This window comes from Pseudomonas sp. PA1(2017) (genome assembly GCF_001945375.1).
In the GTDB taxonomy this organism is placed as follows: Bacteria; Pseudomonadota; Gammaproteobacteria; order Pseudomonadales; family Pseudomonadaceae; genus Aquipseudomonas.
Map to the genome: position 1 here is coordinate 667,860 of NZ_MSXU01000009.1, position 22,567 is coordinate 690,426.

A 22,567-nucleotide genomic window follows, 5' to 3' on the forward strand; every position below is an offset into this window, starting at 1 on the left:
CAATGTCTTCGTTTTCTCCCCTTCGTGCGCCAGAGCTGATCGCCCATGCCCACGCATGGCTGACCCCGGCCAACCCGCAGCGCTACCGCCAGGTGTCGCAACGGGTGGTCGGGCAACTGCTGCAAACCCTGCTTTACGAGGATGTGCTGAGCTATCGCCAGGAGCCCCTGGGCGACGGTCGCCAACGCTTTATCGTCGCCGGCACTGACGAGCAGGGCGCAGCGGTCGAGTACCGCTGCGATGGCCTGCTTAGCGACAGCTTCGCCATCATCCGCCTCGACTCGGCCACCCTGGAGCGTATCGACGCTCAGGGCCAGGCCACTCAGCCCGATCTGCACCAGGCCATCGCCGAGCTGCTCGGCGAGCTGGCCGATGGCCCGCACATGCCGCGCTTCATCCAGGAACTGGAGCAGACGCTGCTCAAGGACCTGCAGTCGCGCAGCCAGGACTACAGCCCCGCTGCGGCGCCACACACCCTGGATGCCGACAGCCTGGAGCGGCACTTCATGGATGCCCACAGCTACCACCCGTGCTACAAGTCGCGCATCGGCTTTTCCCTGGACGACAACCGTCGTTATGGCCCGGAATTCGGCCAGCCGATGGCGGTGGTCTGGCTGGGCATCGCCCGCGGGCTGGGCTCGGTGAACCAGTCGCAAGGCATCGACCTGCAGCGCTTTCTCGAAGATGAATTCGGCGCCGGCCGTTGGGCCGAGATCGAGCGGGCACTGGCCGAGCAGGGCCGCGCGCTCGCCGACTACTGGCCGATTCCCGTGCACCCCTGGCAGTGGGAGCAGGTCATCGTGCCGAACTTCCAGGCCGAGCTGGCCCGCGGCGAGCTGCTGTACCTGGGCACGTCCGGCCCGGATTACCGCCCCCAGCAGTCGATCCGTACCCTGGCCAACGTCGAGCAGCCCACAAGGCCCTACGTGAAGCTCGCCCTGAGCATGACCAACACCTCGAGCACGCGCATCCTGGCGCGGCACACGGTGCTCAACGGGCCGATCATCAACGACTGGCTGCAACGGCTGATCGCCAGCGACGCCACCGCTCAGAAGCTCGGTTTCGTGGTTCTTGGTGAAGTCGCCGGGGTCAGCTTCGACTATGCCCAGTTACCCGCCATCCGCCAGAGCCAGACCTACGGCACCCTGGGCGCGATCTGGCGGGAAAACCTCAACCGCTACCTGACGCCGGGCGAGCAGGGCGTGCCATTCAACGGCCTGAGCCATGTCGAGAACCGTTACGCTGACGGCGAACAGCGGCCCTTCATTGACGCCTGGATCGCCCAATACGGCCTGCATGCCTGGGTGCAGCAACTGCTGCGCGTCAGTGTGGCGCCCATCGTGCACATGCTGTATGCCGAGGGCATCGGCATGGAATCCCACGGGCAGAACATCGTGTTGATCCACCGCGACGGCTGGCCCGAGCGTATCGCCCTGAAGGACTTCCACGACGGCGTGCGGTACTCGCCGGCGCACCTGGCTCGCCCGGAATTGGCGCCCGAGTTGGTGCCGCTGCCGGCGAGCCACGCCAAGTTGAACCGCAACTCGTTCATCCTCACCGATGATCTGAACGCGGTGCGCGACTTCTCCTGTGACGCGTTCTTCTTCATCTGCCTGGCCGAGATGGCGATCTTCCTGCGTCAGCACTATGGCCTGGACGAGGGCGAGTTCTGGCACATGACCGCAGACGTGGTGCTCGACTATCAGCGCCAGCACCCGCAGCACGCAGCGCGCTTTGAAGCCTTCGACGTGTTCGCCGCCGAGTACGAGGTGGAGGAACTGACCAAGCGCCGGCTGCTGGGCGACGGCGAGCGGCGCTTCAAGCACGTACCCAATCCCATGCACCGCCACGGACCGCGCCCATGCTGAGAACCAACCGACTCAAGCAGCAATTGGCTGCCGGCGAGGCGGTGCGCGGGTTGATCGCCTCGATTCCGTCGGCGGCGTCCATCGAGCTGATTGCCGAAGCCGGCTACGACTTCGTGATCATCGACATGGAGCACGTGCTGATCAACCCGGAAACCGTCGAGCACATGATCCGTACTGCCGAGAGCTATGCGCTGACGCCCCTGGTGCGGGTGCCGGACTTCGCGCCCAAGCGCATGCTGCGCCTGCTCGATGGTGGCGCCCAGGGCATCGTCCTGCCCCAGGTCGAAAGCCCCGAGGAGCTGAGTGCGGCGATCCGCGCTTGCAAGTATCACCCGCTGGGTGAGCGCAGCCTGAATGCCGGTCGCCCCGGCGCCTTCGGCAAGGCCAGCCTGGCCGAGTACGTCACCGAGGCCAACGCACAGATCATGGTCGTGGCCATGGTCGAAAGCGTCGCGGGCGTGCGCCGCGCCGCGGAGCTGGCCGCCGTGCCGGGCCTGGACATGATCCTCGAAGGCGCTGCCGACCTGTCCCAGTCGTTCGGCACGCCGTGGCGGATCGACCAGCCGACGGTGCAGCAAGCGCTGCTCGACACCTGGCGCGCCGCCCAGGCAGCCGGCATCCCGTACTGCGCCATTCCACGCCAGCCCGACGACCACCTGCGGTGGCTCGAACGCGGCGTCAACACTTTCGTGCTGGGTGACGAACGCGGCATCGCGTTTCGCGCCCTCCAGGCCAAGTTGGCCACCACCTCGACGCGAGGAAACTGATTCCATGACTCACACCAACCACTCGATTGCCGCTGACCTGGTTATGCAGGACCTGGTCGACTGCCTGCTGGCCGAAGATTTCTTCGGCCCCCTCGATGCCCATCTGGTCGAACCCGCCACCTGGCGTGCTGCGCACCCCGATTCGCCGCTCGCCGATCTGCAGGTGCCGCACAGGATCTGGCACTGGCACTACGACGCCGCCGAACAACGCGGCCTGGCGGTCGCCCTGCGCGCGGGCATCACCCAGGCCTGGGAGAAGGTGCCCGGCACCCCGGTGCTGGACGTGCAGGGACAGAGCACCCGGCCACTCACCCCGGATGCCTTCATGGCCCTGGCCCTGAAAGGCGTGAACGTCGATGCGGTCGACAACGACAAGGGCATCGAGCTGTTCATGGACGTGCTGCGCACCAGCGTCGGGCAGACCGCGCTGTCCCTCGATCACCAGGTGCCGACCGAAGGCCTGCTGGAAAAGGACGGCGCCGCGTTCTTCCTGGCCATGGAGCAGTGGGGCTCGCTACGCGACCGGCCGTTCCATCCCCTGGCCAAGGCCAAGCAGGGCCTGGATGACGAGCAGTACTGCCAGTACCAGGCCGAGTTCGACCAGCCCCTGGCCCTCAACTGGGTCGCGGTGGCCAAAAGCTGCCTGACCTTCGGTGCCGGTATCGAGGCGCTGGCGCGCTGCCAGCCGGCCCAGTTCATTCTCGAGCCTGAGCAGCACGCGAAGCTCGACGCCGAGATGCGCACCCTGGGCATTGCCGATAGCCACGTCGCCCTGCCTGTGCACCCCTGGCAACTGGAGCAGGTGTTGCCTGCGCAGCTCGGCGCGGCTTTCGAGCGTGGTGAGTGCCTGCGCCTGAGCTTCCAGGAAGGCCGCTTCAATCCCACCTCGTCGCTGCGTTCGCTGGCCTGCGCCGCGGCGCCGGCCGATCACATAAAGCTGCCGATGGCGGTGTATTCCCTCGGCGCCTCCCGCTACCTGCCGGCGGTGAAGATGATCAACGGCGGGCTGAGCGAGGCGCTGTTGCGCCAGGGCCGCGAGCGCGACGAGGTGCTGCGCGAGGCGCTGCACATCTGCGACGAGAGCAAATGGTGGGGCTACATGCCCGACGGCGGTACCTTGTTCGACGAAGCGCCGCGCCACCTCTCGGCCATGGTCCGTGGCTACCCGCCAGCGCTGCTCGCAGACCCCGCCAGGCGCCTGCTGCCCATGGCCGCGCTGGGGACGCCATTGCCCGACAGCGACCGGCATTTCTTCGACGACTGCATTCGCCAGCGCGGTCTGCCTGCCGGGCCGGCGTCGGTGCTGCAACTGTTCGGCGAGCTGTGCACCTTGTTCTTCGACGTCAACCTGCGCATGTTCCGCCTCGGTATGCTCGGCGAGGTGCACGGCCAGAACGCCGTGCTGGTGTACGACGCAGGCAAGGTCAGCGGGCTGTTGCTGCGTGATCACGACTCGCTGCGCCTGTACGTGCCCTGGCTGGAGCGCAACGGCATGCTCGACCCGCAGTACCGAATCAAGAAAGGTCATGCCCAGACGCTGTACCATGAACGTCCCGAAGACTTGCTGTTCTGGCTGCAGACCCTGGGCATCCAGGTGAACCTGCGCGGTATCATCGATACCCTGGAGCGCGTTTACGACGTACCAGCCGTGCAGGCCTGGCGGGTGCTGCGTGATGCCCTGAGCGAGGGGATCGCCGCTGTGCCGTTCGACGACGACGCTCGCGCCGTGCTGCGTGGCCAGTTGTTCGAGTCCGACACCTGGCCGCAGAAACTCCTGCTGCGCCCGATGATCGAACGGGCCGGTGGGCCGGGCAGCATGCCGTTCGGCAAGGGGCTAGTCGTCAATCCATTACAAAGGATCGAGTTTGCAACCTAGTGGATCGTTGTCCAGGCGCACGTTGATGCGCCTTTCCCTGGGCGTTATCGCTGCTGGTGCAATGCCCCTGGCCAAGGCCGGGCCTGCACCGCAGCGCGTCATCACCTTGTTTCAAGGCGCCACCGACACTGCGGTGGCGCTTGGCATTCGGCCGGCCGGCGTGGTCGATTCGTGGAGCGAGAAGCCCATGTATCGCTACCTGCGCCCGGCGCTGACAGGTGTGCCCCATGTCGGCTTGGAAACCCAGCCGAGCCTGGAGGACATCGCCTTGCTCACCCCTGACCTGATCGTCGCCTCGCGCTTTCGCCACGAGCGGGTCGAGGGGCTGCTCGAACAGCTGTGCCCGGTGGTGATGCTCGACGAGGTATTCGAATTCCGCCACACCCTGCGCGTGATGGGCGCCGCCACGGCGCGCAACGTCGAAGCGCAGGCTTTGCAAGCACGCTGGGATGCACGCATCAGCGCGATGCGCATGCGCCTGGCCACCAAGTTCGGCGCGCGCTGGCCGCTCAGCGTATCGGTGCTGGACGTCCGTGAAGACCACGTGCGCAGCTACCTGCCCGACAGCTTCGCCGGCAGCGTGCTGGCCGAACTGGGCTTCGTGTGGAACCGCCAGAGCCGCGATGCCACCGGTGTTTCCATCAAGCTGCGCAGCCGCGAAAGCCTGCCAGTGGCCGACGCCGACGTGTTCTTCGTCTTCGGCCGTGCCGACAGCCCGGCGGTGCAGCGCCATTACCAGGCGATTACCCATCACCCGCTATGGCAGCGCATGAGCGCGCCCAAAGCCGGGCAGGTGTGGTGGGTGGACGGCGTGGCCTGGATATTTTCCGGCGGCATTCTCGGCGCCAATCGCGTTCTCGACGATATCGAACGCACCCTGCTGCAGGACGCTGCGGCATGACGGCGTGGAGCAAACTGATCATCGTTTCGCTAGTGCTGCTGGCTTGCTGCGTGCTGAGCTTGTCCACCGGCCCCAGCTGGATCGCCCCGCACACGGTGTTCAACGCCTTGCTGCATGCCGATCCGCTGAACGTCGATCACCTGTTGGTCAATACCACCCGGCTGTCGCGTACACTGATGGCAGTGGTGGTCGGCGCCAGCCTGGCGGTGGCCGGGGCGCTGATGCAGGCCATGACCCGCAACCCACTGGCCTCGCCAGGGTTGTTCGGCATCGACGCCGGGGCGACCTTCGCGCTGATCGTCAGCCTGTCGCTGTTCTCTCTGAATGCGCCTGAGCAATGGTTGTGGAGCGCCTTCTGCGGCGCCGCCGTGGCCGGTGCGCTGGTCTGGACGGTGGGCAACAGCGGGCAGGGCGCGCTCAACCCGTTGCGCATGGTGCTTGCCGGGGCGGCGATCACAGCGCTGTTCACGGCGTTCAGCCAGGCGCTGCTGGTGATCGACCAGCAAGGTCTGGATACCGTACTGTTCTGGCTGGCCGGTTCGCTCAGCGAGCGCAGCCTGGCCACCGCCGTGCCGCTGTTGATCTGCGCGCTGGTGGCGCTGCTGGTGGCCTGCCTGCTCGGCGCTCAGGTCAACGTGCTCAATGCCGGCGTGCAGATCGCCATCGGCCTGGGGCAGCGCACCGGCCTGATCCGCCTACAACTCGGCGTGCTGGTGGTAATGCTGGCTGGCAGCGCAGTGGCCCTGGCGGGCAGCATCGGTTTCATCGGTCTGATCGTGCCGCACATGGTGCGCCGCCTCGTCGGCATCGACCACCGGGTGATGTTGCCTGGCTGCGCGCTGCTCGGCGCCACGCTGTTGCTGGTCGCCGACATGCTCGCCCGGGTGGTGATCCTGCCCCAGGAAGTGCCGGTCGGGGTGATGACCGCGCTGTTCGGCGCGCCGTTTTTCATTGCACTGGCACGCCGTGGAGGTCGCAATGCCTAGACCTCGCATCCTGCGCTGGCACGGTTTCTCTCGGCGTATCGAAGGCACCGGCGCGCTGCGCCTGCTGCTGGCCGTGCTGTTCAGCCTTTTCGTGCTGGTTCTCGGCCTGTGCTTGGGCAAAGTCATGCTCTCGCCGCAGCGAGTCGCTGCCGTGCTGATGGGCGAAGGCGGGGCCGGGCTGAGCTTTATCGTCGAGCAGCTGCGCCTGCCGCGCCTGCTGCTTGGCGCGTTGATCGGTGGCGCCCTGGCAGTTTCCGGGTTGATCCTGCAGGCCATCGTGCGCAATCCCCTGGCCTCACCGGATCTGCTCGGCCTGTCCAGCGGCGCCAGTGCGGCGGCGGTGCTGTACCTGTCGGCCTTCGCGGCGACCTGGGGCATGGGCGGCTTGCCGCTGGCGGCGATGCTCGGTGCCGGCAGTGCCGCGCTGGCGGTCTACGGCCTGGCCTGGAAGCAGGGCACGTCACCGCTGCGGCTGGTGCTGATCGGCGTCGGTGTGTCGGCCATGCTGGCTGCTGCCACCACCTTCATGCTGGTGTTCAGCCCGCTGAGCACCACCTTGTCGGCCTATGTATGGCTGACCGGCAGCGTGTACGGCGCGGGCTGGCGAGAGGTCAAGGCGCTGGCGGGCGTGCTGCTGTGCCTGCTGCCGGTCCTGGCGCTGCTATCGCGCCACGTGGTGGTTCAGCAACTGGACGAGGGCCTGGCCCGCGGCATCGGCGTGCGCGTGCAGTGGCTGCGCGCAGCGCTGCTCGCGGTCAGCGTGGCCCTGGCCGGCTCGGCCATCGCCTGGGGCGGCGCCATGGCCTTCGTCGGCTTGATCGCCCCGCATATCGCTCGCCAGCTGATCCCCATCGGTTTCGCCGCCCAGGCCTGCATGGCAGCGCTGGTCGGTGCCAACCTGGTAATGCTCGCCGACCTCGCCGGGCGCACCCTGTTCCTGCCGCTGGATCTGCCCGCCGGCATCTTCGTCGCCGTGTTCGGCACCCCGTATTTTCTGTACCTGCTGATCAAGCAGCGGCAGTGAGGATCCTGACATGACCGCCATCGCCAGCCGTAACCTGACTCTTGCCTACCAGCGCCAGCCGATCATCGACAACCTCGACCTGGCGTTGCCGCGTGGCCAGGTGACGGTGCTGATCGGCAGCAACGGTTGTGGCAAGAGCACGCTGCTGAAATCCTTCGCGCGGCTGCTCAAGCCGCAGGCCGGCACGGTGATCCTCAACGGTGCCGACATCCAGCGCAAACCGACCGCCGCCGTGGCGCGGGAGCTGGCGATCCTGCCGCAGATGCCGGTGGCGCCCGAGGGCATCAGCGTGCGCCAACTGGTCGCCCTGGGGCGCTACCCGTACCAGAGCTGGATGCAGCAGTGGTCGGCCGAGGACGAGGCCGTGGTGGCCCGCGCACTTACCCGTACCGGCCTCGATGAGCTGGCCGAACGGCCGGTCGATGCGCTGTCCGGCGGTCAGCGGCAGCGCGCCTGGATCGCCATGACCCTGGCCCAGGAAACCGAGTTGGTGCTGCTCGACGAGCCGACCACCTTTCTCGACCTGGCCCACCAGATCGAGGTGCTGGACCTGCTGCGCGAGCTCAATCGCCAGGAGGGCAAGACCATCGTCATGGTGCTGCATGACCTCAACCTGGCCTGTCGCTACGCCGACCACATGGTCGCCGTGCACCAACGCACCGCCTACGCCCAGGGCAAGCCGGCGGACATCCTCAGCGAAGAGCTGGTCAAGACGGTGTTCGACCTGGATTGCCGGATCATCCCCGACCCGTTCTTCCACACGCCGCTGTGCATTCCCTTTGGTCGGGACATTCCACGATGAGCTTCAGCGACGCCCAATGGGCCAGCCTGTGTGGTGCGCTGCGCCTGCGCCGTGAAAGCGAGCGAGACCTTGCGCGCTGCCTGCCGGCCAGGGAGTTGCTGGACGAAGCCACCTGCACGGCGCTGCTGGACAAACTCGGCCCGGTGATTCTCTCGCCGTCGCGGCGCATCACCGCCTCGCTGCTGGGCAAGCGTCAGTCGTTCCTGCTCACCGGCGCCTGCCTGTACGCCATGTCCGCCTACGACAAAGGCCTGGAGCTGTCGCTGGACAACACCTTCATCGAGTACGGCCACGACGATGGCCTGTGGACCTCGTCGCTGCCGCTGCGCAGCCTGGCCGTCTCGCGGCCCGAACCCGGCGCGCGCGAAGCCTGGCGCGAGGCGGTGACCGGTCAGCTGTTCGCCGGCTTGCTGCAGCCGTTGTGGGAGAGCTTCTACCGGCTCACCGGCGTATCGCGGCGCATCCTCTGGGAGAACACCGCAGTGCGCGTCTACTCGCTGTACGAGCGACGCCTGGCCAAGCTCGAATGCGCCGCGACGCGACAGCGCTGCGCCGAAGACTTTCGTTGGCTGACCGAGCAGGCGCCCGGCAGCCTGTTCGGCCTCGACTACAACCCGCTGCAGCATTTCAACCGACCGCTGACCCTGCTCGATGACGGCGCGCGCGCCGTACGGTTCCGCCGCACCTGCTGCTTCTACTACCAGGCCAGCGACCCGGTGGAATATTGCTCCACCTGCCCACTGATCCGACCCAAGGCCCCGCGATGAGTACCGAATCCGTTCCCGCTGCATTGATCGACGCCTATCGCGGCATCGCCGCGTCGACCATCGGCCATGTGCTGCAGGAAGGACACATCCACGGCTTGCCGCCGTTGGTGGCCGATGTGCACATCGTCGGCCGCGTTACCACCGCGCAGATCCACGCACCGGACGGTGGCGTGCTGCGCGATGCGCTGATCGCCAGCCAGCCCGGCGACGTGCTGGTGATCGCCAACAGCGGCGAGGCGAACTGCGCCTGCTGGGGCGAGTTGCGCACCCTCGCGGCGTGCATCAAGGGCCTGGCGGGGGTGGTGATCGACGGCCCGGTGACCGACGTGCGCGTGCTGCGAACGCTCGGCCTGCCGATCTTCTGCGGCGGTGTCAGCGCCTATACCACGCGCCCGCTTGGCGAGCAGGGCGCGGTGAACGTTCCGGTGACGATACACGGCGTGCGGGTGCAGCCCGGTGATCTGCTGATCGGCGATGACGACGGGATTTACGTGCTGTCGCCTCAGCAGGCCGGCGAGTTGCTGGAGCGCCTGCAGAGCAAAGAGGCCGCCGATGCGGCTCGGCGCGCGGAGTTGCAGGCGCGGTTGGAACAATCGGGGGGCTAGGGTCTGTTCCCGTTTCAGCGCGAGCCGCGTTGCTGCGAGAAATGGCCTCCGGTTAGGCGCAGGACGCAGGGAATGGACTAGCCGTCCGCGTCTTCCCTTGCCAAGTCCTGCAACGACAGCGGACTAGCACGCCCCCGCGGCCCAACACCTGTTGGAGCGGCTTCAGCCGCGAGCTCCTGACGCCCGATAGCCCATCCGCACGATGTGCCGAAGAATATTTCGCGGCCATGAACTTGGTATCTCCGGCCGCCTTAAACGACTGAATCACTCAACCAAGCGCTTCAGCCTTCCGGCTCGCCAGGACGTAGGACGGACAACGCTCTTTTCGTCCGCAACGGCGATATCGGGTTCGTGCCCCTGGCTGACCATCCAGCGCAGCAGGCTGACCAGCGACACCTTGTGATCACGTCTGGCGCCCCAGATGGACTGGTCTTCGCCATACAGCTCGGTGTAGCGGCTGAGCACCAGGTGGCGGCCATCGGCATCCAGTCGTAGCTCGAGCTCGCGGTAATGCAACGTGGCCCTATCCGGTGCCCTGATTCGCCGGTGCAGCACCAGCACGCCTTCAGCGCTCATCGCTCGCTCCGCAGAGATCCGGCTGCTCGCCGAGCTTGCCCTCGGCAACGAAGTGCGCGCGCCGCTCGGCCACGGCGTCGCGCAGGGCCAGGTAGTAATCAGGCTGCGTTCTCAAATCGTCGGTCAGCGGCAATGCCTCGGCGCGGCCATCGACGATGTCGCCGACGGTGTTCACCGTGCTCAGTGTCTTCAGGGCGTCGCTGTTGTTGCCGAACGGCGAGACCGCGAAGCCCAACACCTTGCCGGTGGCGTCACGCAGGTTGCCGGTGCCCAGCAGCGGTAGTTCGACGATCGGGCCGTTGGCGATGTTCCATACACCAAAGGTCTGGCCGAAGTCCGCTTCGTGGCGTTCGATGCCCATGCGCCCAGATACGTCGATCAGGCCGAGGATGCCGACCGTGGTATTGACCGCGAAACGGCCTACCGTGGTGACAGAGCGCGCTCCGTTGCCTTGCAGCAGGTCGTTGATCAATACCTTGGGCTCGCCGAAGTTGGCCACGAAATTGTGTACGCCCCCCTGCACGAACCCAGGCAGGTGCCGATAGCCGCGGGCCACTGGGGCCAGCAGGTAATCGTCGATGCTGCGGTTGAACGCGAAGATGCCGCGGTTGACCGACTCGGCCGGGTCATGGGGGGCGGCCAGCGTGCCCTGGCACAGTTGGGTGGCGGAGGGTACGGGCGAGCTGGCACAGCCTGTGGCCAGGCTCATGGCGGCTGCCAGCGACAGCGTACGGGCGAAGGGACGAGCGAGAGCGTTGGTCGGCATGGGCGATCCTCGATGAAAACTGCGCCGATGCTGCCTGGCAGTTTTTGCCCGAGCGTGTCCGCTATATTGCGAAAACGCCGCTTTGTTGCCGAACTGAAATATATGACGCGCTCGCGCCAATGGTTTTAGATAGCCGCTCCAGAACTGCCCGCAGCGAGCCCCGCGTGAATCACCTATTGCTGGTGGACGATGACCTCGAAGTCCTCGCCCTCCTGAAGAAATTCCTCGAGCAGCACGGCTATTGCGTCGACGTGGCCAGCGACGGCACGGGCCTCTGGCAGGCAATGGCGCGCCAGCAGCCCGACCTGGTGATCCTCGACGTCATGCTGCCAGGGGAGAGCGGCCTGGTGCTCTGCCAACGTCTGCGCAGCGAACACTCGGTGGCGGTGATCATGCTCACCGCCATGGGTGAACTCAGCGACCGCGTGGTAGGCCTGGAGCTTGGCGCCGACGATTACCTCACCAAGCCTTTCGATGCCCGCGAGCTACTCGCCCGGGTGCGCGCCGTGTTGCGCCGCACCGGTGAAATCAGCCGGGACAAGCCGCGCCCGACCTTGGAGTTCGCCGGCTGGCTGCTGGACGTCACACGCCGTGAACTGCGTTCGCCGGACAAGGTGATGATTCCGCTGTCCGGCGGTGAATTCGACTTGCTGCTGGTGTTCGCCGAGCACCCACGCCGGGTGCTGAGCCGCCAGCAGCTACTGGACATGACCCGCGGCGACGCCTTCGAAGCCTTCGACCGCAGCATCGACGTGCAGGTCAGCCGCTTGCGTCGCAAGCTGGAGGGCGATGTCAGCGGCACGCCGATGATTCGCACGGTACGCAACAGCGGCTACCTGTTCACCCCCAGCGTGCTGGTGAAGCGATGAAATGGCTGCCCAGGGTCAGTCGCTCCAGCGATACGGTGGCGCGGTGGATCGCGCTGACCACGCTGACCGCGATGCTCACGGCTTTGCTGCTGACCTGGGCACTCAGCCAATTGGCCGGCGTGTGGGCGCGCCCGCCGTTGTTACAGACCGGCCTGTTGGAAAGCCTCGCCAGCATCAGCCGCATCATCGATGCGGCACCACCCGAGCAGCGCCCGGCCATCGCCAGGTCCGCCAGTGACGCGCTCTATACCACCACCTGGCTGCGTCGTTTCGAGGAGGCCGGGTTGCCAGAGCCGGATGACGAAGCGGACTTTCGCTCCGGCGAAGACTTTCTGCGTAGCCAGTTGCGCAACCCCAGCGCCAGGATCATCGGCTACGAACCCGCCGACTGGCCAGCCGATGATCCCGGTGCGGAATACGCCTTGGCGGTCGAGCTGCGCGACGGCTCCTGGGTGAAATTCTCTGCATTCACCCGCAGCTGGGGCCTCGATGAGCTGCCACGCAACCTGATCGTCATCGCCCTGGTGCTGCTCTCGACCATCATCGTGGCACTGATCGCCACCCGCCACCTGGCCGCGCCTCTGGAACGTTTCGCCCGCGGTGCCCGGCGTTTCGGCAGTGATTTCCGTGCCCCGCCCATTGCCGTCGAAGGGCCGCGAGAAATCCGCCAGGCCATCGTCGCCTTCAACGCCATGCAGGCCCAGTTGCAGCACTTCATCCATGACCGCACGCAGATGCTGGCGGCAATTTCCCATGACCTGCGCACGCCGCTGACGCGCATGCGCCTGCGCGGTGAATTCATCGACGACCCTGAGCAGCAGGCCAAGCTGTTTCGCGATGTGGACGAGATGCAGGCGATGGTCAATAGCGCTCTGGAGTTCTTTCGCGACGACGCCCGCCTGGAGCCAGCGACCGCCTTCGACCTCGCCGGGTTGCTGCACACGTTGGTCGATGACTACCGCGACGTCGGTATCGACGTGCAGCTGCGCGCGCAGGGGCGGGTGGTGTACGTCGGTCGGCCAATCGGTATCAAGCGCATGCTCGGCAACCTGCTCGACAATGCCATCAAGTACGGCCACGAGCCGGCAGTGATGCTCGAGCAGGGCGCCCGCGCTGTACGCATTCGCGTGCTCGATCGCGGGCCGGGTATCGCCCCGGCGTTTCAGGATGAAGTCTTCAAACCGTTCTTCCGCATCGAGGGCTCGCGCAACAAGCACACCGGTGGTGTCGGCTTGGGGCTTTCTGCCGCGCGGGCCATCGTGCTGGAGCACGGCGGCAGTCTGACGCTGCGCAATCGCCCCAGCGGCGGGCTGGAAGTGCGGGTCGAGCTGCCGTTCGCCTGAGCACTGTTACCGGATGCGGGTTAGGTGAGCGATCCGTTCTTCTGGCTCGCCAGGAACGTGCCGGTCGGTGGGCTGGCTACAAAGTGCTTCTGCAATCCATCGAAAATCGCCTGGGCCACGCGCTTCTGGTGCAGCGGGTCACAGAGTTTGCGGCAGTCGGCCGGGTTGGAAATGAAGCCGGTTTCCACCAGGATGGACGGGATGTCCGGTGATTTGAGCACCGCGAAGCCGGCCTGCTCGACGCGTTTCTGATGCACGCCGGCCACCTTGCCGACATTGTCGAGGACCGTCTTGCCCAACCCCAGGCTGGTGCTGATGGTGGAGTTCAGCGACATGTCCAGCAGCACGCCGGCCAGCACCGGATCCTTGTTCTTGAGCGACAGCAGCTCGCGGGCGCCCAGCAGGTCCGCGCTGTTCTCGCGCTCGGCCATCCAGCGCGCGGTGGTCGACGTAGCACCGTTCTCCGAGAGGGCGAACACCGAAGCGCCCGATGCGCTCCTACGCGGCGCGGCGTCGGCATGCACTGAAATGAACAGGTCGGCATTGTGCCGGCGAGCGACCTCCACGCGCTTGCGCAGCGGCACGAAAACGTCCTGGTTGCGCACCAACTGCGCCTTGAAGCCGCGCTGGCGGTTGAGCTTCTGGGCCAGCAGGCGGGCAATGGCCAGGGCCACCACCTTTTCCTGCTCGCCGTTGCCGCCCAGTGCACCGGGGTCCTTGCCGCCATGCCCGGCATCGATCACCACGATCACGTCCCGTTGCCCGGCAGTGTTGGCCGGCTGTGGTTCAGCGATCCGCTGTGGCGCGAGCGCGATGTCATGAAGATCGACGACCAGACGATGACCCTCGCTACCGGTGGGGCCGAGCAGAAAGCTTTCCACCCTGACCGGCCGCTTGAGGTCGAGCACGACGCGCGTCCCACCGGCCTGAGGGCCGCTGCGAATGGCGCTGAGCATGCGGTTGCCGGCCGATAGTTCGTTCAGGTTGGTGGTCGTACCGGTATTCGCGAGATCGACGACCAGTCGCTCAGGCGCTTTCAGGGAGAAGATCTGGTAGTTCGCCGGGCCGCTCAGGTCGAACACCAGCCTCAGTTTCTCGCCATCGTCCCAGGCGCGCGCGTTGACGAGCTTCTGGGTCGCGGATACGGCCATGGCCCAGGGCAGGGTGATGCCTGCAAGGGCGAAGTGCAGGAGGTGACGTCTATGCATAACCATTCACTTGAAAATGAGCATGATGCAAAACGTTATACTATTGCATTTTCTGAGTGTATGTAAGGCTCCGAACGGCTGTCAGTGACAGTCATGGATTATGGCCATGCCAGACAGTGGGGCGCGCCGTTACGAGGCAGCAATCGAGTTACCGATAAAACGGATAGCCCGCACGTGTCTGCCGGCTATCCATGTTTCCACGCGAGCGAGCCTGGGTCACTTCATGTCGCGGGCCTGCACCCAGAGCACGGCATCCTGCGATAACGCCTTGCCCTTGTAGGTTTTGGTGCTGCCGATATTGAGCGCGGCGATGCCCCACCAGCCAGCACGGGGCAGGCCGATGGTCACCACACCCTCGGCGTCCGAGTAGGTGCTCACGGTATTGAAGGCGGGCTGGGGCGAGGCGACTTCATTTTTCGGGTCGAAGGCATTCTGGTCGAGCTCGACGCCATGGTTGAGGTACTCGACCTCGATCTGCGCGAACGGCACTGGCTTGCCGTCGGCCAGCACCTGAGCGCGGAACACACCGCCGGTCCAGTTCGCATAGGGCTTGCTGAGCGGTTTGATGTCGACTGGCAAATCCTGGGCATCCGACCACTGGCCAGGTACGCCACCGACGTTGACGATCAGCTTGGTGAACTGCTGGATGTACAGATCTTCTTCGGCTTCCAGGTAGGGTTCGGGTTCAAGGACGAAAATATGATCGCCCAGAGCGCGCATCATTTCCTTGGGGATGGTGGCGCGATAGGCCTCGGCACGATTTTCACGGCTTTGCCACTGGACCGGACGCAGGTAGCGAAGCAGGTCGGTCTTATCGCCGTTGTGGGAGCTGATATGGCTGAACGACAGCGGCTTGCCCATGGCCATGGTCGGGCCGCCGTCGAATGGGTGGGTGAATACCGCCGCCATCTCCAGTTCCTGGGCCTTCTGCATTGCGCTGTCGTTCACATACAGCAGTTGGAAGTGTGCGTGGGCGAAGCCGGCAGTGCAGCTCAATGCGGCACCAGCGAGCAACTGGAACAGTTTGCTTGGGTGGGTCATGGCGGTATTACCTCGTGATGTCGGAAGACTGGATCGTTACGGCGTGCCCTTCGCCGCCAAGAAACACCACGGCGTAATCATCGGTCGGCGGCTTGAAGCCGTAGGTGCTGTCTGCGCCGACGCTGCCGTCAAGCAGCACCTTGCCGCTGGCGTCCTGCACGTGGACCTTGCGACCTGCCGCCGAGCTGCCGTCGGTGAAGCCCGCTTCGCACTTCACCGAGTCGTCCTGCTCGATGTAGCAGTCGAATACCGGGCCATGGGCAAGTGCGGCCTGGCTGAGCACAAGCGTGCCCAGCACCGCGGTTCGAGCAACAGAACAGAAGCGTTTCATGGGTGTGGGTCTCCACGGTCAGGGTTGATGAGCAGCAGGCACGGCCTGGCTCGACGGGGCGAAGCCCGCCAGCAGGGCATCTAGATCGGCGCGCATGAGGTCGTCATAGGGTTTGCCCGGGTCATCGAGAACGCCCGGATTCCCGGCATCGAGAATCAGCAGGCGCGCGCCGCCTGCTTCGATGGCTTGGGTGATGGCAGCATCGGGCGGCCATTTGTGCACCACCACCTTGATGTCGCGTTCGCGCAGGTAACGGGTCAGGGCCTCACGGTCGGCCTGGCTCCAGTCGATGTCCTGACGCACGAACCAGCCGTCGACGAAGATATCGAACTCGCCGAACAGGTAAATAAACTCGTCCGCCAACGACAGCACCCGCAGATCCGGGATCTTTGCCAGGCGCAGGCCGTAATCGGCTTTCAGCTGGCGTAAGCGGTTTTCCAGCGTACTTAGGTTGCGGGCGATTCGTGGAGCATCCTCGGGCGAGAGGCGCGCCAGATCGGCAGCGATGATCGCCGACATGCGCATGGCGTTGACCGGGCCGAGCCAGGCATGGGGCGACGGCTCGGCGCTGGGCTGGTCGTCAGCGGCGGCCCACGGTACGTCGTTGGCCGGCGCTTGGGTTATGGCAACACCAGGTTTGACCGGGTCCCAGGAGCGCGATGCGTCGATCTCGACGATACGCAGGTTGTGCCGGCGCGCTGCAGCATACAGCGGGTCGGCGCGCCATAGGCTGCTCAGGGTGATTACCGCATCGGCTTGTTGAAACACGCCAGGGTCCAGGCGCGACAAGGCATTGGCCTGGCTTTGCATGGGCACTGCGGCATCCGCCGGAATGCGCACGACGGTGATGCGGGTGCCCTGGCAAAGGCTCGCGGTCAGTGCATGCAATGCCGGCAGGGCAACCAGTACCCGCGGCTGCGTGGTGTCTGCGAGCACGCTTGTTGTAGCGCCCAGCAGCAACGTCAGAAGCAACCAACGCAATGCTCGGGATAGACCAGGAAACATGCACGGGTTCATACGCTGGCTCCCCTGAAGCGGGCGCTACTGGCGCGAATGATGGTGGTCAGTGCGAACACCAGGGCGGCGACGATAACGATCGCGCCGCCGGTAGGCACCGGTATGTAGAACTGCATGGGCACCAGGATGCCGACCACGCAGGAGAAGGTGGCGATCAGTGCGGCGAGGGTTACCAGCACCGGCAACGAGCGGCTGATGTTGCGCGCGGCCGCTGCCGGGATCAGCAGCAACGCCTCGACCAGCACGGCGCCGATGATCTTCAGGCAGGCCACCGTCACCAGGGTCACCAGCACCACGAACAGGTATTCGACAACGCGCACCGGCACGCCCCGCGCGTGGGCCAGGCTGGGATTGAGGCTGGCCAGCAGCATGGCGTTGTACAGCGGCAGGCCGATGAGCGCACAGACGGCAGTGACGGCCAACAGCACGTTCATGTCGGTGTGATCCACCGCCAGGATGGAGCCGAACAGCACGCTCTCCATCACATGAGTGTTGATCTTCGCCGACACGAACAGCAACAGTGAGGCACCGACCGCCAGGGAAATGGACAGAAACACCCCGATCAGGGTGTCGTTGGGCAGCGTGGTGCGGTGCTGGGTGTACTTGAGCGTGAGCGCGAACAGCATGCAGAAACCGAACATCGACAGGTACGGTGAGGTATAGGACTCGCCGACCAGCACGCCGATGGCCACGCCGGTCATCGCGGCATTGCCGACCGACTGACTGAAGAAGGCCATGCGCTTGATCATCACCATCGAGCCCAGTACGCCGAGCAGTGGCCCGATCAGCAGGGCGCAGAGCAGGGCATTGATGACGAACTCGTATTCGAACGGCTGCGGCAGCACCTGGCTGGCGGCCAGCGCCTGCAGGTGGTCGCGAATCCAGCTGTACAGATCATTCATCGCCCGTGCTCCAGTTAGCTGGCAACTGCTCGCCCGTGCCATGGAACAGCACGCGCTGGTTGAGGACGGTCACCGACTGGGCGATACGCCTGACCTGCTCCAGGTCATGGTTGATCCACACGATGGTGACGCCGTTGCCGTGCAGCTCCTTCACCAGGCTCTCCACCAAGTGCAGCCCCGGCTTGTCGATCCCGGCGGTGGGCTCATCGAGAATCAGCAGGCGCGGCAACGGTGTGATTGCCTGGGCCAGCAGCACGCGCTGGCGTTGACCGCCCGACAAGCTGCCAAACGCCTTGTGGCCCATACCTGCCACGCCAGTGCGTTGCAGCGCTTCGGCATTGGCCGCCCTGGCGGCACGGCTGGAGCCCAGAAAGGCTGGGCGGCGCTGGCCGAGGAGGGCCATCACGTCGTAGACGGTCATCGGTACGTTACGATCGAAATCCGCCAACTGCGGCACGTAGCCCACCGACCGGGCGGGTTCGCCAGCGATACGGATGGCGCCGGTGTGCGGCATCTGCCCCAGCAGCGCACGCACCAGCGAGGTCTTGCCGCCGCCATTGGGCCCCACCAGGCAATGCAGCGCACCGGCCTCGATGTGGAAGCTCACGGCGTCCAGAACCTGGGTACCGCCTAGTTTCAGGGACACGTTATCGAACACCAGGGCGGGGCCGAGCATGCTCATTTCCTTGTTCATTGCTGGGTGTACTCGACGGCTTCGGCCAGGGTTTCGAGGTTCTCGCCCATGGCGATCTCGAACTCATCGGCGCTGTAGGTACCCCCGGTTATGTGGGACAGGGCGAACACCTTCACGCCGGTGGCGGCCTCGATGGGCTTGGCCAGATCGAGGGAAAAGGTCTTCTCGGCGAACAACACCCGCACATGGGCCTTCTTGATCGCTTCGATGGTATTGGCCAACTGCCGCGCGGTGGGCGCCACGCCGTGGCGCGGCTCGATCACCGCACTGACGAACAGGCCGAACTCCTGCATCAGGTAGTCGTAACCGGCGTGGGTGGTGGCGCAGCGAAATTTGGACAGGTCCAGTGCGGCGAAGCGGTTCATGAACCGGGCGCGCAGCGCGCGAATGCGCCCCGCGTAGGCCATGGCGTTGCGCCGATAAGTGGCGGCGTTGTCCGGGTCCAGCTCACCAAGGCGGCGGGCGATTTCGAAGACCTGCTGGACTGCCGCGGTGGTGGAGACGAAGGTATGCGGATTGACCACCTTGGCGCCGCCCTGATCACCGCCAATGGGAATCAGCGCGACGGAGGCGTTGGCCTGGATGATCGGCAGGTTGTCGCTGCGCCCGGCTGCCTTGACGATGGCCCCGGCCCACTCGTCGTGACCGATGCCATTGACCACCAGGGCATCGAGGGTCATCGCGCGGGTGATGTCGGCAGGCTGTGGCTGATAATTGTGCGGGTTGGCTTCCCCCGGAATCAGCGCCACCACCTCGGCCCGGTCGCCGACGATATTGGCGACGAAGCTGTAGTAGGGGTGCAGCGTCACGCCGATCTTGAGTTTTTTGGCCGCAGCCTGTGCATGGCCGGCCAGGGCGAGTGCAGGTATCAACACCAGCAGGGCGAGGCAGCTGCGCAGCCGTGGCTGAAGTCTTGCTGAAGCAATCATGGCTGGTTTCCTTTCACGCGTTCGATTTCACTGTTGCCGTCGTAGGCGATGACCTGCCGCCAGCCTTTGCTCACCAACGCTTCGGGCTTGACGATGCCGGGGTAGGGCGCATTCGGGTCGCGGTGAACCCAGATGGTCGCCTGGTTGGCCCACATCACCCCGGCGTGGGCATGGCCGATCACCAGCAGGTAGGCGCTCTGGCCCGGCAGCTGGCCGCCCGAGCCGTAGTACACGGCGGCGCCCTGGCCCTGGGTGGCCTGGGAGACCTGGCTGGAGCTCTGCGCCGCGCTGGCGGTTTGGCCATCCGGTGTGCTGGCATGGGCCTGGTGGCTGCCGGGGAGGACCAACTGCCAGTGCACCTCACCGTTGCTCTTCCAGAACGCGTCGCGATAGAACGGCGGCAGAACGATCTTCTGGGCGTGTTCCAGGCTGATCCAGCCGCCGGTGTCGTTGTTGTTCCAGATGATTTCTTCACCCGCTGGCAGCAACGCGCTATGAATGGCCTGGTCGACCGCATTCAGTCCGTCGAACGAGCGCACCTGCCAGCTCAAGGCCGCAGGCGGGCCGACCTCACGGGGGCGCAGCAGCAGGTAGCCCGCCAGGCAGGCGATCACACCGAGGGTCAGCAGCACCATGGCCAGCGACTCCCAGCGCCCGGAGGCCGGGCTCACGACCTTGCCGGGTTTGCCAGTGCTCAGGTCGGCATCGAGGTCGTTCAGCGGCAGGCTGGCCATCAGACGAACGCGATCCAGCGGCCGAGAAAGATCACCCCGGTCCACAACGCCAGCGAACCGAGCCCGGCGATTCGCGCCTGGGCCGGCGGCGGCACGCTGCTATCCCATTCATGGATGCGGCGAAAGGCGCCGAGGTGGAAGATCGCCATGTTCAGCCCCGCCAGACCCAGCAGGCCCATCTTGCCCAGGAACATGGGGTTTTCCGCGTAGGTGGTGGCGTTGGCCATGAACATCAGCACGCCGGTCACCACGCACGTCGCGAAGGCCACCCAGGTGAAGGGCAGCAATTCCTTGATCAGCCGCAGCGCGCCTGGGCGGTGAGCGGCTATACCGAGCAGGCGCAGGTCGACCACGGCAATGGTGCCGAGCACCAGGGCGATACCGATGACATGCAGCGATTCCAGCGCCGGAAAGCCCGAGTCGGACTCGCGAATCAGCGTGGCGATGGCGGTGTCCTGCAGAGTTTGCAGCAGTGATTGGATATCCATGACGGCTACCTGAGAGCGTTGGAATGAATTAGATCGAGTAGGCGATCCAGCGGCCGCAGAAGATCACCACGCACCACAGGGCGATCGACAGCCAGGCCAGCACCTTGATGGCTGGGTGAATGGCATCGCTTTGCGACCCGTCGGCAGCAGGCTTGAGCAGCGGCCGGCGGATGCTCCAGGCGAGCGCGAAGGCGCCGATCACCAGGGCCATCTTCAGCCAGAAGGTGGAGTTGACCAGGACCCGGTCCGGCTCGCCGATGATCATGACCAGGCCGGTGGCCAGCAGCACCAGCAGCGCGTTGCGCATCCACGGGTAGTAGCGGCCGATCACCTCGCGGGCCGGGCGATCGACGGCCAGCACCCCGGCCAGGCGCAGGTCGGATATCACCGCGGAGCCGAAAATCGCGGCGATGGCGATGATGTGTACGCTCTGCACGGTGGGCACCACCCAGAGCATGTCTCGGATGGTGGTGCTCAGCGCTGACGCGTAGAGCCAGGCAATGAATTCCGCTGACATCGGTTGTCTCCCTGAAGCGGCTTAGAAGTCTTGGGGTTTGGCGATCGGTTGCAGGCCCTTGGCATCCTCGGGCAGCAAATAGCCTTCCTGCACCGAGCGCGCCTTGGCGTCTTCGAAGGCCTTCTGGTATTGCGCGTAGCTGCCGTAGCGTTTGCGCAGCTCGCCGCGCGAATACGCCACTTTGGTGTCGTAGATCAGCCCGCAGGCGGTTTCCTGGTCGGTGAGGTAGGTGGCGCTCGGTACCTGGATCCACGGCGGGCGAACGCCGCCCAGAAGGTTGCCGGTAGCGGCGTCGCGCACTGCGGCGTTGCCTTGGCGGGGCACGCGCGGAGCCTTGGGCATGGGCTTGCCGTCACGAACCCAGCGGTCCATGCCATCGAGCAGCGCCGAGACGACCAGCTCCGCCGGCTCGTCGTAGAGCATCTGGCAGCGCGGATCATTGCCCTTGCCAACGTCGGCGGCCAGGCGTTCGGTATGCTGGGTACCGAGGTCGGCCAGGCGCAGGTGCGGGATGCCGGTCACTTCGTAGTAGCGAAGCTTGGGTTCGTCGGTATCGGCGGGCAGGGCAATGCCTTCGAGCACGTCGTGCATCAACTCGGACTGGCTGTAGACGGTCACGAACGGCGCATCGCCTGGCATCCTGCGCGGCACGCGGATGACATCACCGCCCACTTCGCCATAGGCCATGCGGCCGGTCATGTAGGCATCGATCAGCGGTTTACCGTCCGGCATGCGCCACTGCTGGTGGCGACCCTGGTCGAGGTAATCCATCCACACCTGGGCCGTCACCGCCCAGCTGTTGACGTAGACGCGCTTGACGTCCAGCCCGGCCAACGGGCCTTTTGGCGTGTCGCTCTTGAGTAGCAGCGCCAGCTGCGCGCCGATGCCCTGAGATTGCGGCACGAAGGGATCCGGCGCGTCGCCACGGGTGAAGCGCTTGGCATCGTAGTAGCTGGCGAGCGGCGCGTAGCGGGCATAGTCGAAGCGGCGCATGAAGTCGAAGTTGACGATCTTGCCGTACTGGGCGATGCCATCGGCTTCGACGGCCGGGTCACCGGCGATGAACTTGGGGTCGACCTCTGGCTTGTTGATGTTCAGCGTGTAGCCGACGTAGGCATAGCCATGGCGTAGCAGATAGTCGCGGGTGAGAATCCAGCCCGCAGCGCGTTCGCCGAACCAGCTGAACGGCTCGATGATCACCGTGCCGTTGAAGCGTGCCGGGTCGGCGGGTTTGCGCACCAGTATGCGGGTGGTATAGGGCGCTTCGAGCAGGGTTTGCCCGGCAGCGGTGATCGCTGGCGCAACCCCTTGCAGATAGAACTCCTGCTCGACGTAGCCGCTGCCTTTGAGATCGCTGTACTCGGTGCCCTGGTAGGTGGCCGAGGACAGCGGCGGCTTGCCCGAATCCGGCACCGCCATGGCCGTGGGCAGGCGCGGCACCTCGGCGAATGCTGCCGTGGCCAGGGCTAGCGTCAACAGCACGCCGTGCATGGCAGGTTGCAGGATGCTGATTGTTATTGGTCGTTGCATCCGAATCTCTCCTGATTAGGGGCGAC

At 65.6% G+C, this 22,567-nt stretch carries 24 protein-coding genes; 11 read left to right on the forward strand and 13 right to left on the reverse strand.

Annotated features, from left to right (window positions below):
• The first annotated feature begins 2 nt into the window (after nucleotides 1–2).
• The 9 genes from BVH01_RS10210 to BVH01_RS10250 are packed head-to-tail and all read left to right on the forward strand — an operon-like array spanning nucleotide 3 to nucleotide 9,596.
• Nucleotides 3–1,868: an IucA/IucC family siderophore biosynthesis protein gene (locus BVH01_RS10210; protein ID WP_075930212.1), complete on the forward strand. Its 1,866-nt coding sequence runs from the start codon at nucleotides 3–5 to the stop codon at nucleotides 1,866–1,868.
• Nucleotides 1,862–2,635: an HpcH/HpaI aldolase/citrate lyase family protein gene (locus BVH01_RS10215; RefSeq protein ID WP_075930213.1), complete on the forward strand. Its 774-nt coding sequence runs from the start codon at nucleotides 1,862–1,864 to the stop codon at nucleotides 2,633–2,635. The genes BVH01_RS10210 and BVH01_RS10215 overlap by 7 nt, the downstream gene beginning before the upstream one ends.
• A 4-nt stretch (nucleotides 2,636–2,639) precedes the next feature.
• Nucleotides 2,640–4,511, forward strand: coding sequence for an IucA/IucC family siderophore biosynthesis protein (locus BVH01_RS10220; RefSeq protein ID WP_075930214.1), 1,872 nt, complete (start codon nucleotides 2,640–2,642; stop codon nucleotides 4,509–4,511).
• Nucleotides 4,501–5,412 carry an ABC transporter substrate-binding protein gene (locus tag BVH01_RS10225; RefSeq protein WP_075930215.1) on the forward strand — a complete coding sequence of 304 codons (912 nt, stop codon included), beginning with the start codon at nucleotides 4,501–4,503 and terminating at the stop codon, nucleotides 5,410–5,412. Before BVH01_RS10220 ends, BVH01_RS10225 begins: the two co-directional genes overlap by 11 nt.
• Nucleotides 5,409–6,398 carry an iron ABC transporter permease gene (locus tag BVH01_RS10230; protein WP_075930216.1) on the forward strand — a complete coding sequence of 330 codons (990 nt, stop codon included), beginning with the start codon at nucleotides 5,409–5,411 and terminating at the stop codon, nucleotides 6,396–6,398. Before BVH01_RS10225 ends, BVH01_RS10230 begins: the two co-directional genes overlap by 4 nt.
• Complete coding sequence (locus tag BVH01_RS10235) at nucleotides 6,391–7,422, forward strand: iron chelate uptake ABC transporter family permease subunit (RefSeq protein WP_075930217.1); 1,032 nt, start codon at nucleotides 6,391–6,393, stop codon at nucleotides 7,420–7,422. Before BVH01_RS10230 ends, BVH01_RS10235 begins: the two co-directional genes overlap by 8 nt.
• A gap of 10 nt (nucleotides 7,423–7,432) precedes the next feature.
• Nucleotides 7,433–8,224 carry an ABC transporter ATP-binding protein gene (locus tag BVH01_RS10240; protein ID WP_013791471.1) on the forward strand — a complete coding sequence of 264 codons (792 nt, stop codon included), beginning with the start codon at nucleotides 7,433–7,435 and terminating at the stop codon, nucleotides 8,222–8,224.
• On the forward strand, nucleotides 8,221–8,991 hold the full coding sequence (locus tag BVH01_RS10245) for an IucA/IucC family C-terminal-domain containing protein (RefSeq protein WP_075930218.1): 771 nt from the start codon (nucleotides 8,221–8,223) through the stop codon (nucleotides 8,989–8,991). The genes BVH01_RS10240 and BVH01_RS10245 overlap by 4 nt, the downstream gene beginning before the upstream one ends.
• Entirely contained in the window at nucleotides 8,988–9,596 is a 609-nt protein-coding gene (locus BVH01_RS10250) for an RraA family protein (RefSeq protein WP_075930219.1), read from the forward strand. The genes BVH01_RS10245 and BVH01_RS10250 overlap by 4 nt, the downstream gene beginning before the upstream one ends.
• A gap of 264 nt (nucleotides 9,597–9,860) precedes the next feature.
• Here the strand turns inward: BVH01_RS10250 and BVH01_RS10255 are convergent, their stop codons facing one another.
• Together BVH01_RS10255 and BVH01_RS10260 are read right to left on the reverse strand one after the other, a co-directional pair.
• Nucleotides 9,861–10,172 carry a hypothetical protein gene (locus BVH01_RS10255; RefSeq protein ID WP_075930220.1) on the reverse strand — a complete coding sequence of 104 codons (312 nt, stop codon included), beginning with the start codon at nucleotides 10,170–10,172 and terminating at the stop codon, nucleotides 9,861–9,863.
• Nucleotides 10,162–10,938 (reverse strand): VacJ family lipoprotein, encoded by a 777-nt coding sequence (locus BVH01_RS10260; RefSeq protein ID WP_075930221.1) that lies wholly within the window; start codon nucleotides 10,936–10,938, stop codon nucleotides 10,162–10,164. The genes BVH01_RS10255 and BVH01_RS10260 overlap by 11 nt, the downstream gene beginning before the upstream one ends.
• 164 nt (nucleotides 10,939–11,102) lie before the next feature.
• On the opposite strand from BVH01_RS10260, the gene BVH01_RS10265 reads away from it, so the two are divergent.
• Complete coding sequence (locus tag BVH01_RS10265; RefSeq protein WP_075930222.1) at nucleotides 11,103–11,807, forward strand: response regulator; 705 nt, start codon at nucleotides 11,103–11,105, stop codon at nucleotides 11,805–11,807.
• Nucleotides 11,804–13,150, forward strand: coding sequence for an ATP-binding protein (locus BVH01_RS10270; protein ID WP_075930223.1), 1,347 nt, complete (start codon nucleotides 11,804–11,806; stop codon nucleotides 13,148–13,150). Before BVH01_RS10265 ends, BVH01_RS10270 begins: the two co-directional genes overlap by 4 nt.
• Before the next feature lie 20 nt (nucleotides 13,151–13,170).
• Here BVH01_RS10270 and BVH01_RS10275 read toward each other — a convergent pair whose 3' ends face one another.
• The 11 genes from BVH01_RS10275 to BVH01_RS10325 all read right to left on the reverse strand — a co-directional run bounded on the left by BVH01_RS10275 (nucleotide 13,171) and on the right by BVH01_RS10325 (nucleotide 22,541).
• Nucleotides 13,171–14,358, reverse strand: coding sequence for an N-acetylmuramoyl-L-alanine amidase (locus BVH01_RS10275; RefSeq protein WP_075930224.1), 1,188 nt, complete (start codon nucleotides 14,356–14,358; stop codon nucleotides 13,171–13,173).
• Nucleotides 14,359–14,574: 216 nt separating this feature from the next.
• Nucleotides 14,575–15,399: a DUF4198 domain-containing protein gene (locus BVH01_RS10280; RefSeq protein WP_075930225.1), complete on the reverse strand. Its 825-nt coding sequence runs from the start codon at nucleotides 15,397–15,399 to the stop codon at nucleotides 14,575–14,577.
• A gap of 7 nt (nucleotides 15,400–15,406) precedes the next feature.
• Nucleotides 15,407–15,730 carry a hypothetical protein gene (locus BVH01_RS10285; protein ID WP_075930226.1) on the reverse strand — a complete coding sequence of 108 codons (324 nt, stop codon included), beginning with the start codon at nucleotides 15,728–15,730 and terminating at the stop codon, nucleotides 15,407–15,409.
• Between the two features lie 18 nt (nucleotides 15,731–15,748).
• Nucleotides 15,749–16,702, reverse strand: coding sequence for a metal ABC transporter solute-binding protein, Zn/Mn family (locus tag BVH01_RS10290; RefSeq protein WP_256562748.1), 954 nt, complete (start codon nucleotides 16,700–16,702; stop codon nucleotides 15,749–15,751).
• A gap of 41 nt (nucleotides 16,703–16,743) precedes the next feature.
• On the reverse strand, nucleotides 16,744–17,649 hold the full coding sequence (locus BVH01_RS10295) for a metal ABC transporter permease (protein WP_075930228.1): 906 nt from the start codon (nucleotides 17,647–17,649) through the stop codon (nucleotides 16,744–16,746).
• Entirely contained in the window at nucleotides 17,642–18,325 is a 684-nt protein-coding gene (locus BVH01_RS10300) for a metal ABC transporter ATP-binding protein (RefSeq protein WP_256562749.1), read from the reverse strand. Before BVH01_RS10300 ends, BVH01_RS10295 begins: the two co-directional genes overlap by 8 nt.
• Nucleotides 18,326–18,339: 14 nt before the next feature.
• Nucleotides 18,340–19,272: a metal ABC transporter solute-binding protein, Zn/Mn family gene (locus BVH01_RS10305; RefSeq protein WP_075930230.1), complete on the reverse strand. Its 933-nt coding sequence runs from the start codon at nucleotides 19,270–19,272 to the stop codon at nucleotides 18,340–18,342.
• Nucleotides 19,269–20,006 carry a DUF6162 family protein gene (locus tag BVH01_RS10310; RefSeq protein ID WP_075930231.1) on the reverse strand — a complete coding sequence of 246 codons (738 nt, stop codon included), beginning with the start codon at nucleotides 20,004–20,006 and terminating at the stop codon, nucleotides 19,269–19,271. The genes BVH01_RS10305 and BVH01_RS10310 overlap by 4 nt, the downstream gene beginning before the upstream one ends.
• Entirely contained in the window at nucleotides 20,006–20,494 is a 489-nt protein-coding gene (locus BVH01_RS10315) for a DUF6644 family protein (RefSeq protein ID WP_075930232.1), read from the reverse strand. Before BVH01_RS10315 ends, BVH01_RS10310 begins: the two co-directional genes overlap by 1 nt.
• Before the next feature lie 28 nt (nucleotides 20,495–20,522).
• Nucleotides 20,523–21,011: a DUF6644 family protein gene (locus BVH01_RS10320; protein ID WP_075930233.1), complete on the reverse strand. Its 489-nt coding sequence runs from the start codon at nucleotides 21,009–21,011 to the stop codon at nucleotides 20,523–20,525.
• Between the two features lie 21 nt (nucleotides 21,012–21,032).
• Nucleotides 21,033–22,541 (reverse strand): alpha/beta hydrolase domain-containing protein, encoded by a 1,509-nt coding sequence (locus BVH01_RS10325; RefSeq protein WP_075930234.1) that lies wholly within the window; start codon nucleotides 22,539–22,541, stop codon nucleotides 21,033–21,035.
• Nucleotides 22,542–22,567 lie beyond the last annotated feature (26 nt).

Excerpts from the sequence above, each read along its gene's own strand:
- BVH01_RS10325 (WP_075930234.1), bottom strand. The coding sequence starts at position 22,541 with ATGCAACGACCAATAACAATCAGCATCCTGCAACCTGCCATGCACGGC.
- BVH01_RS10315 (WP_075930232.1), bottom strand. The coding sequence starts at position 20,494 with ATGGATATCCAATCACTGCTGCAAACTCTGCAGGACACCGCCATCGCC.
- BVH01_RS10240 (WP_013791471.1), top strand. The coding sequence starts at position 7,433 with ATGACCGCCATCGCCAGCCGTAACCTGACTCTTGCCTACCAGCGCCAG.
- BVH01_RS10295 (WP_075930228.1), bottom strand. The coding sequence starts at position 17,649 with ATGAATGATCTGTACAGCTGGATTCGCGACCACCTGCAGGCGCTGGCC.
- BVH01_RS10275 (WP_075930224.1), bottom strand. The coding sequence starts at position 14,358 with ATGCATAGACGTCACCTCCTGCACTTCGCCCTTGCAGGCATCACCCTG.
- BVH01_RS10310 (WP_075930231.1), bottom strand. The coding sequence starts at position 20,006 with ATGGCCAGCCTGCCGCTGAACGACCTCGATGCCGACCTGAGCACTGGC.
- BVH01_RS10260 (WP_075930221.1), bottom strand. The coding sequence starts at position 10,938 with ATGCCGACCAACGCTCTCGCTCGTCCCTTCGCCCGTACGCTGTCGCTG.
- BVH01_RS10280 (WP_075930225.1), bottom strand. The coding sequence starts at position 15,399 with ATGACCCACCCAAGCAAACTGTTCCAGTTGCTCGCTGGTGCCGCATTG.
- BVH01_RS10305 (WP_075930230.1), bottom strand. The coding sequence starts at position 19,272 with ATGATTGCTTCAGCAAGACTTCAGCCACGGCTGCGCAGCTGCCTCGCC.
- BVH01_RS10220 (WP_075930214.1), top strand. The coding sequence starts at position 2,640 with ATGACTCACACCAACCACTCGATTGCCGCTGACCTGGTTATGCAGGAC.
- BVH01_RS10235 (WP_075930217.1), top strand. The coding sequence starts at position 6,391 with ATGCCTAGACCTCGCATCCTGCGCTGGCACGGTTTCTCTCGGCGTATC.
- BVH01_RS10245 (WP_075930218.1), top strand. The coding sequence starts at position 8,221 with ATGAGCTTCAGCGACGCCCAATGGGCCAGCCTGTGTGGTGCGCTGCGC.
- BVH01_RS10215 (WP_075930213.1), top strand. The coding sequence starts at position 1,862 with ATGCTGAGAACCAACCGACTCAAGCAGCAATTGGCTGCCGGCGAGGCG.
- BVH01_RS10285 (WP_075930226.1), bottom strand. The coding sequence starts at position 15,730 with ATGAAACGCTTCTGTTCTGTTGCTCGAACCGCGGTGCTGGGCACGCTT.
- BVH01_RS10210 (WP_075930212.1), top strand. The coding sequence starts at position 3 with ATGTCTTCGTTTTCTCCCCTTCGTGCGCCAGAGCTGATCGCCCATGCC.
- BVH01_RS10250 (WP_075930219.1), top strand. The coding sequence starts at position 8,988 with ATGAGTACCGAATCCGTTCCCGCTGCATTGATCGACGCCTATCGCGGC.
- BVH01_RS10270 (WP_075930223.1), top strand. The coding sequence starts at position 11,804 with ATGAAATGGCTGCCCAGGGTCAGTCGCTCCAGCGATACGGTGGCGCGG.
- BVH01_RS10300 (WP_256562749.1), bottom strand. The coding sequence starts at position 18,325 with ATGCTCGGCCCCGCCCTGGTGTTCGATAACGTGTCCCTGAAACTAGGC.
- BVH01_RS10320 (WP_075930233.1), bottom strand. The coding sequence starts at position 21,011 with ATGTCAGCGGAATTCATTGCCTGGCTCTACGCGTCAGCGCTGAGCACC.
- BVH01_RS10230 (WP_075930216.1), top strand. The coding sequence starts at position 5,409 with ATGACGGCGTGGAGCAAACTGATCATCGTTTCGCTAGTGCTGCTGGCT.
- BVH01_RS10255 (WP_075930220.1), bottom strand. The coding sequence starts at position 10,172 with ATGAGCGCTGAAGGCGTGCTGGTGCTGCACCGGCGAATCAGGGCACCG.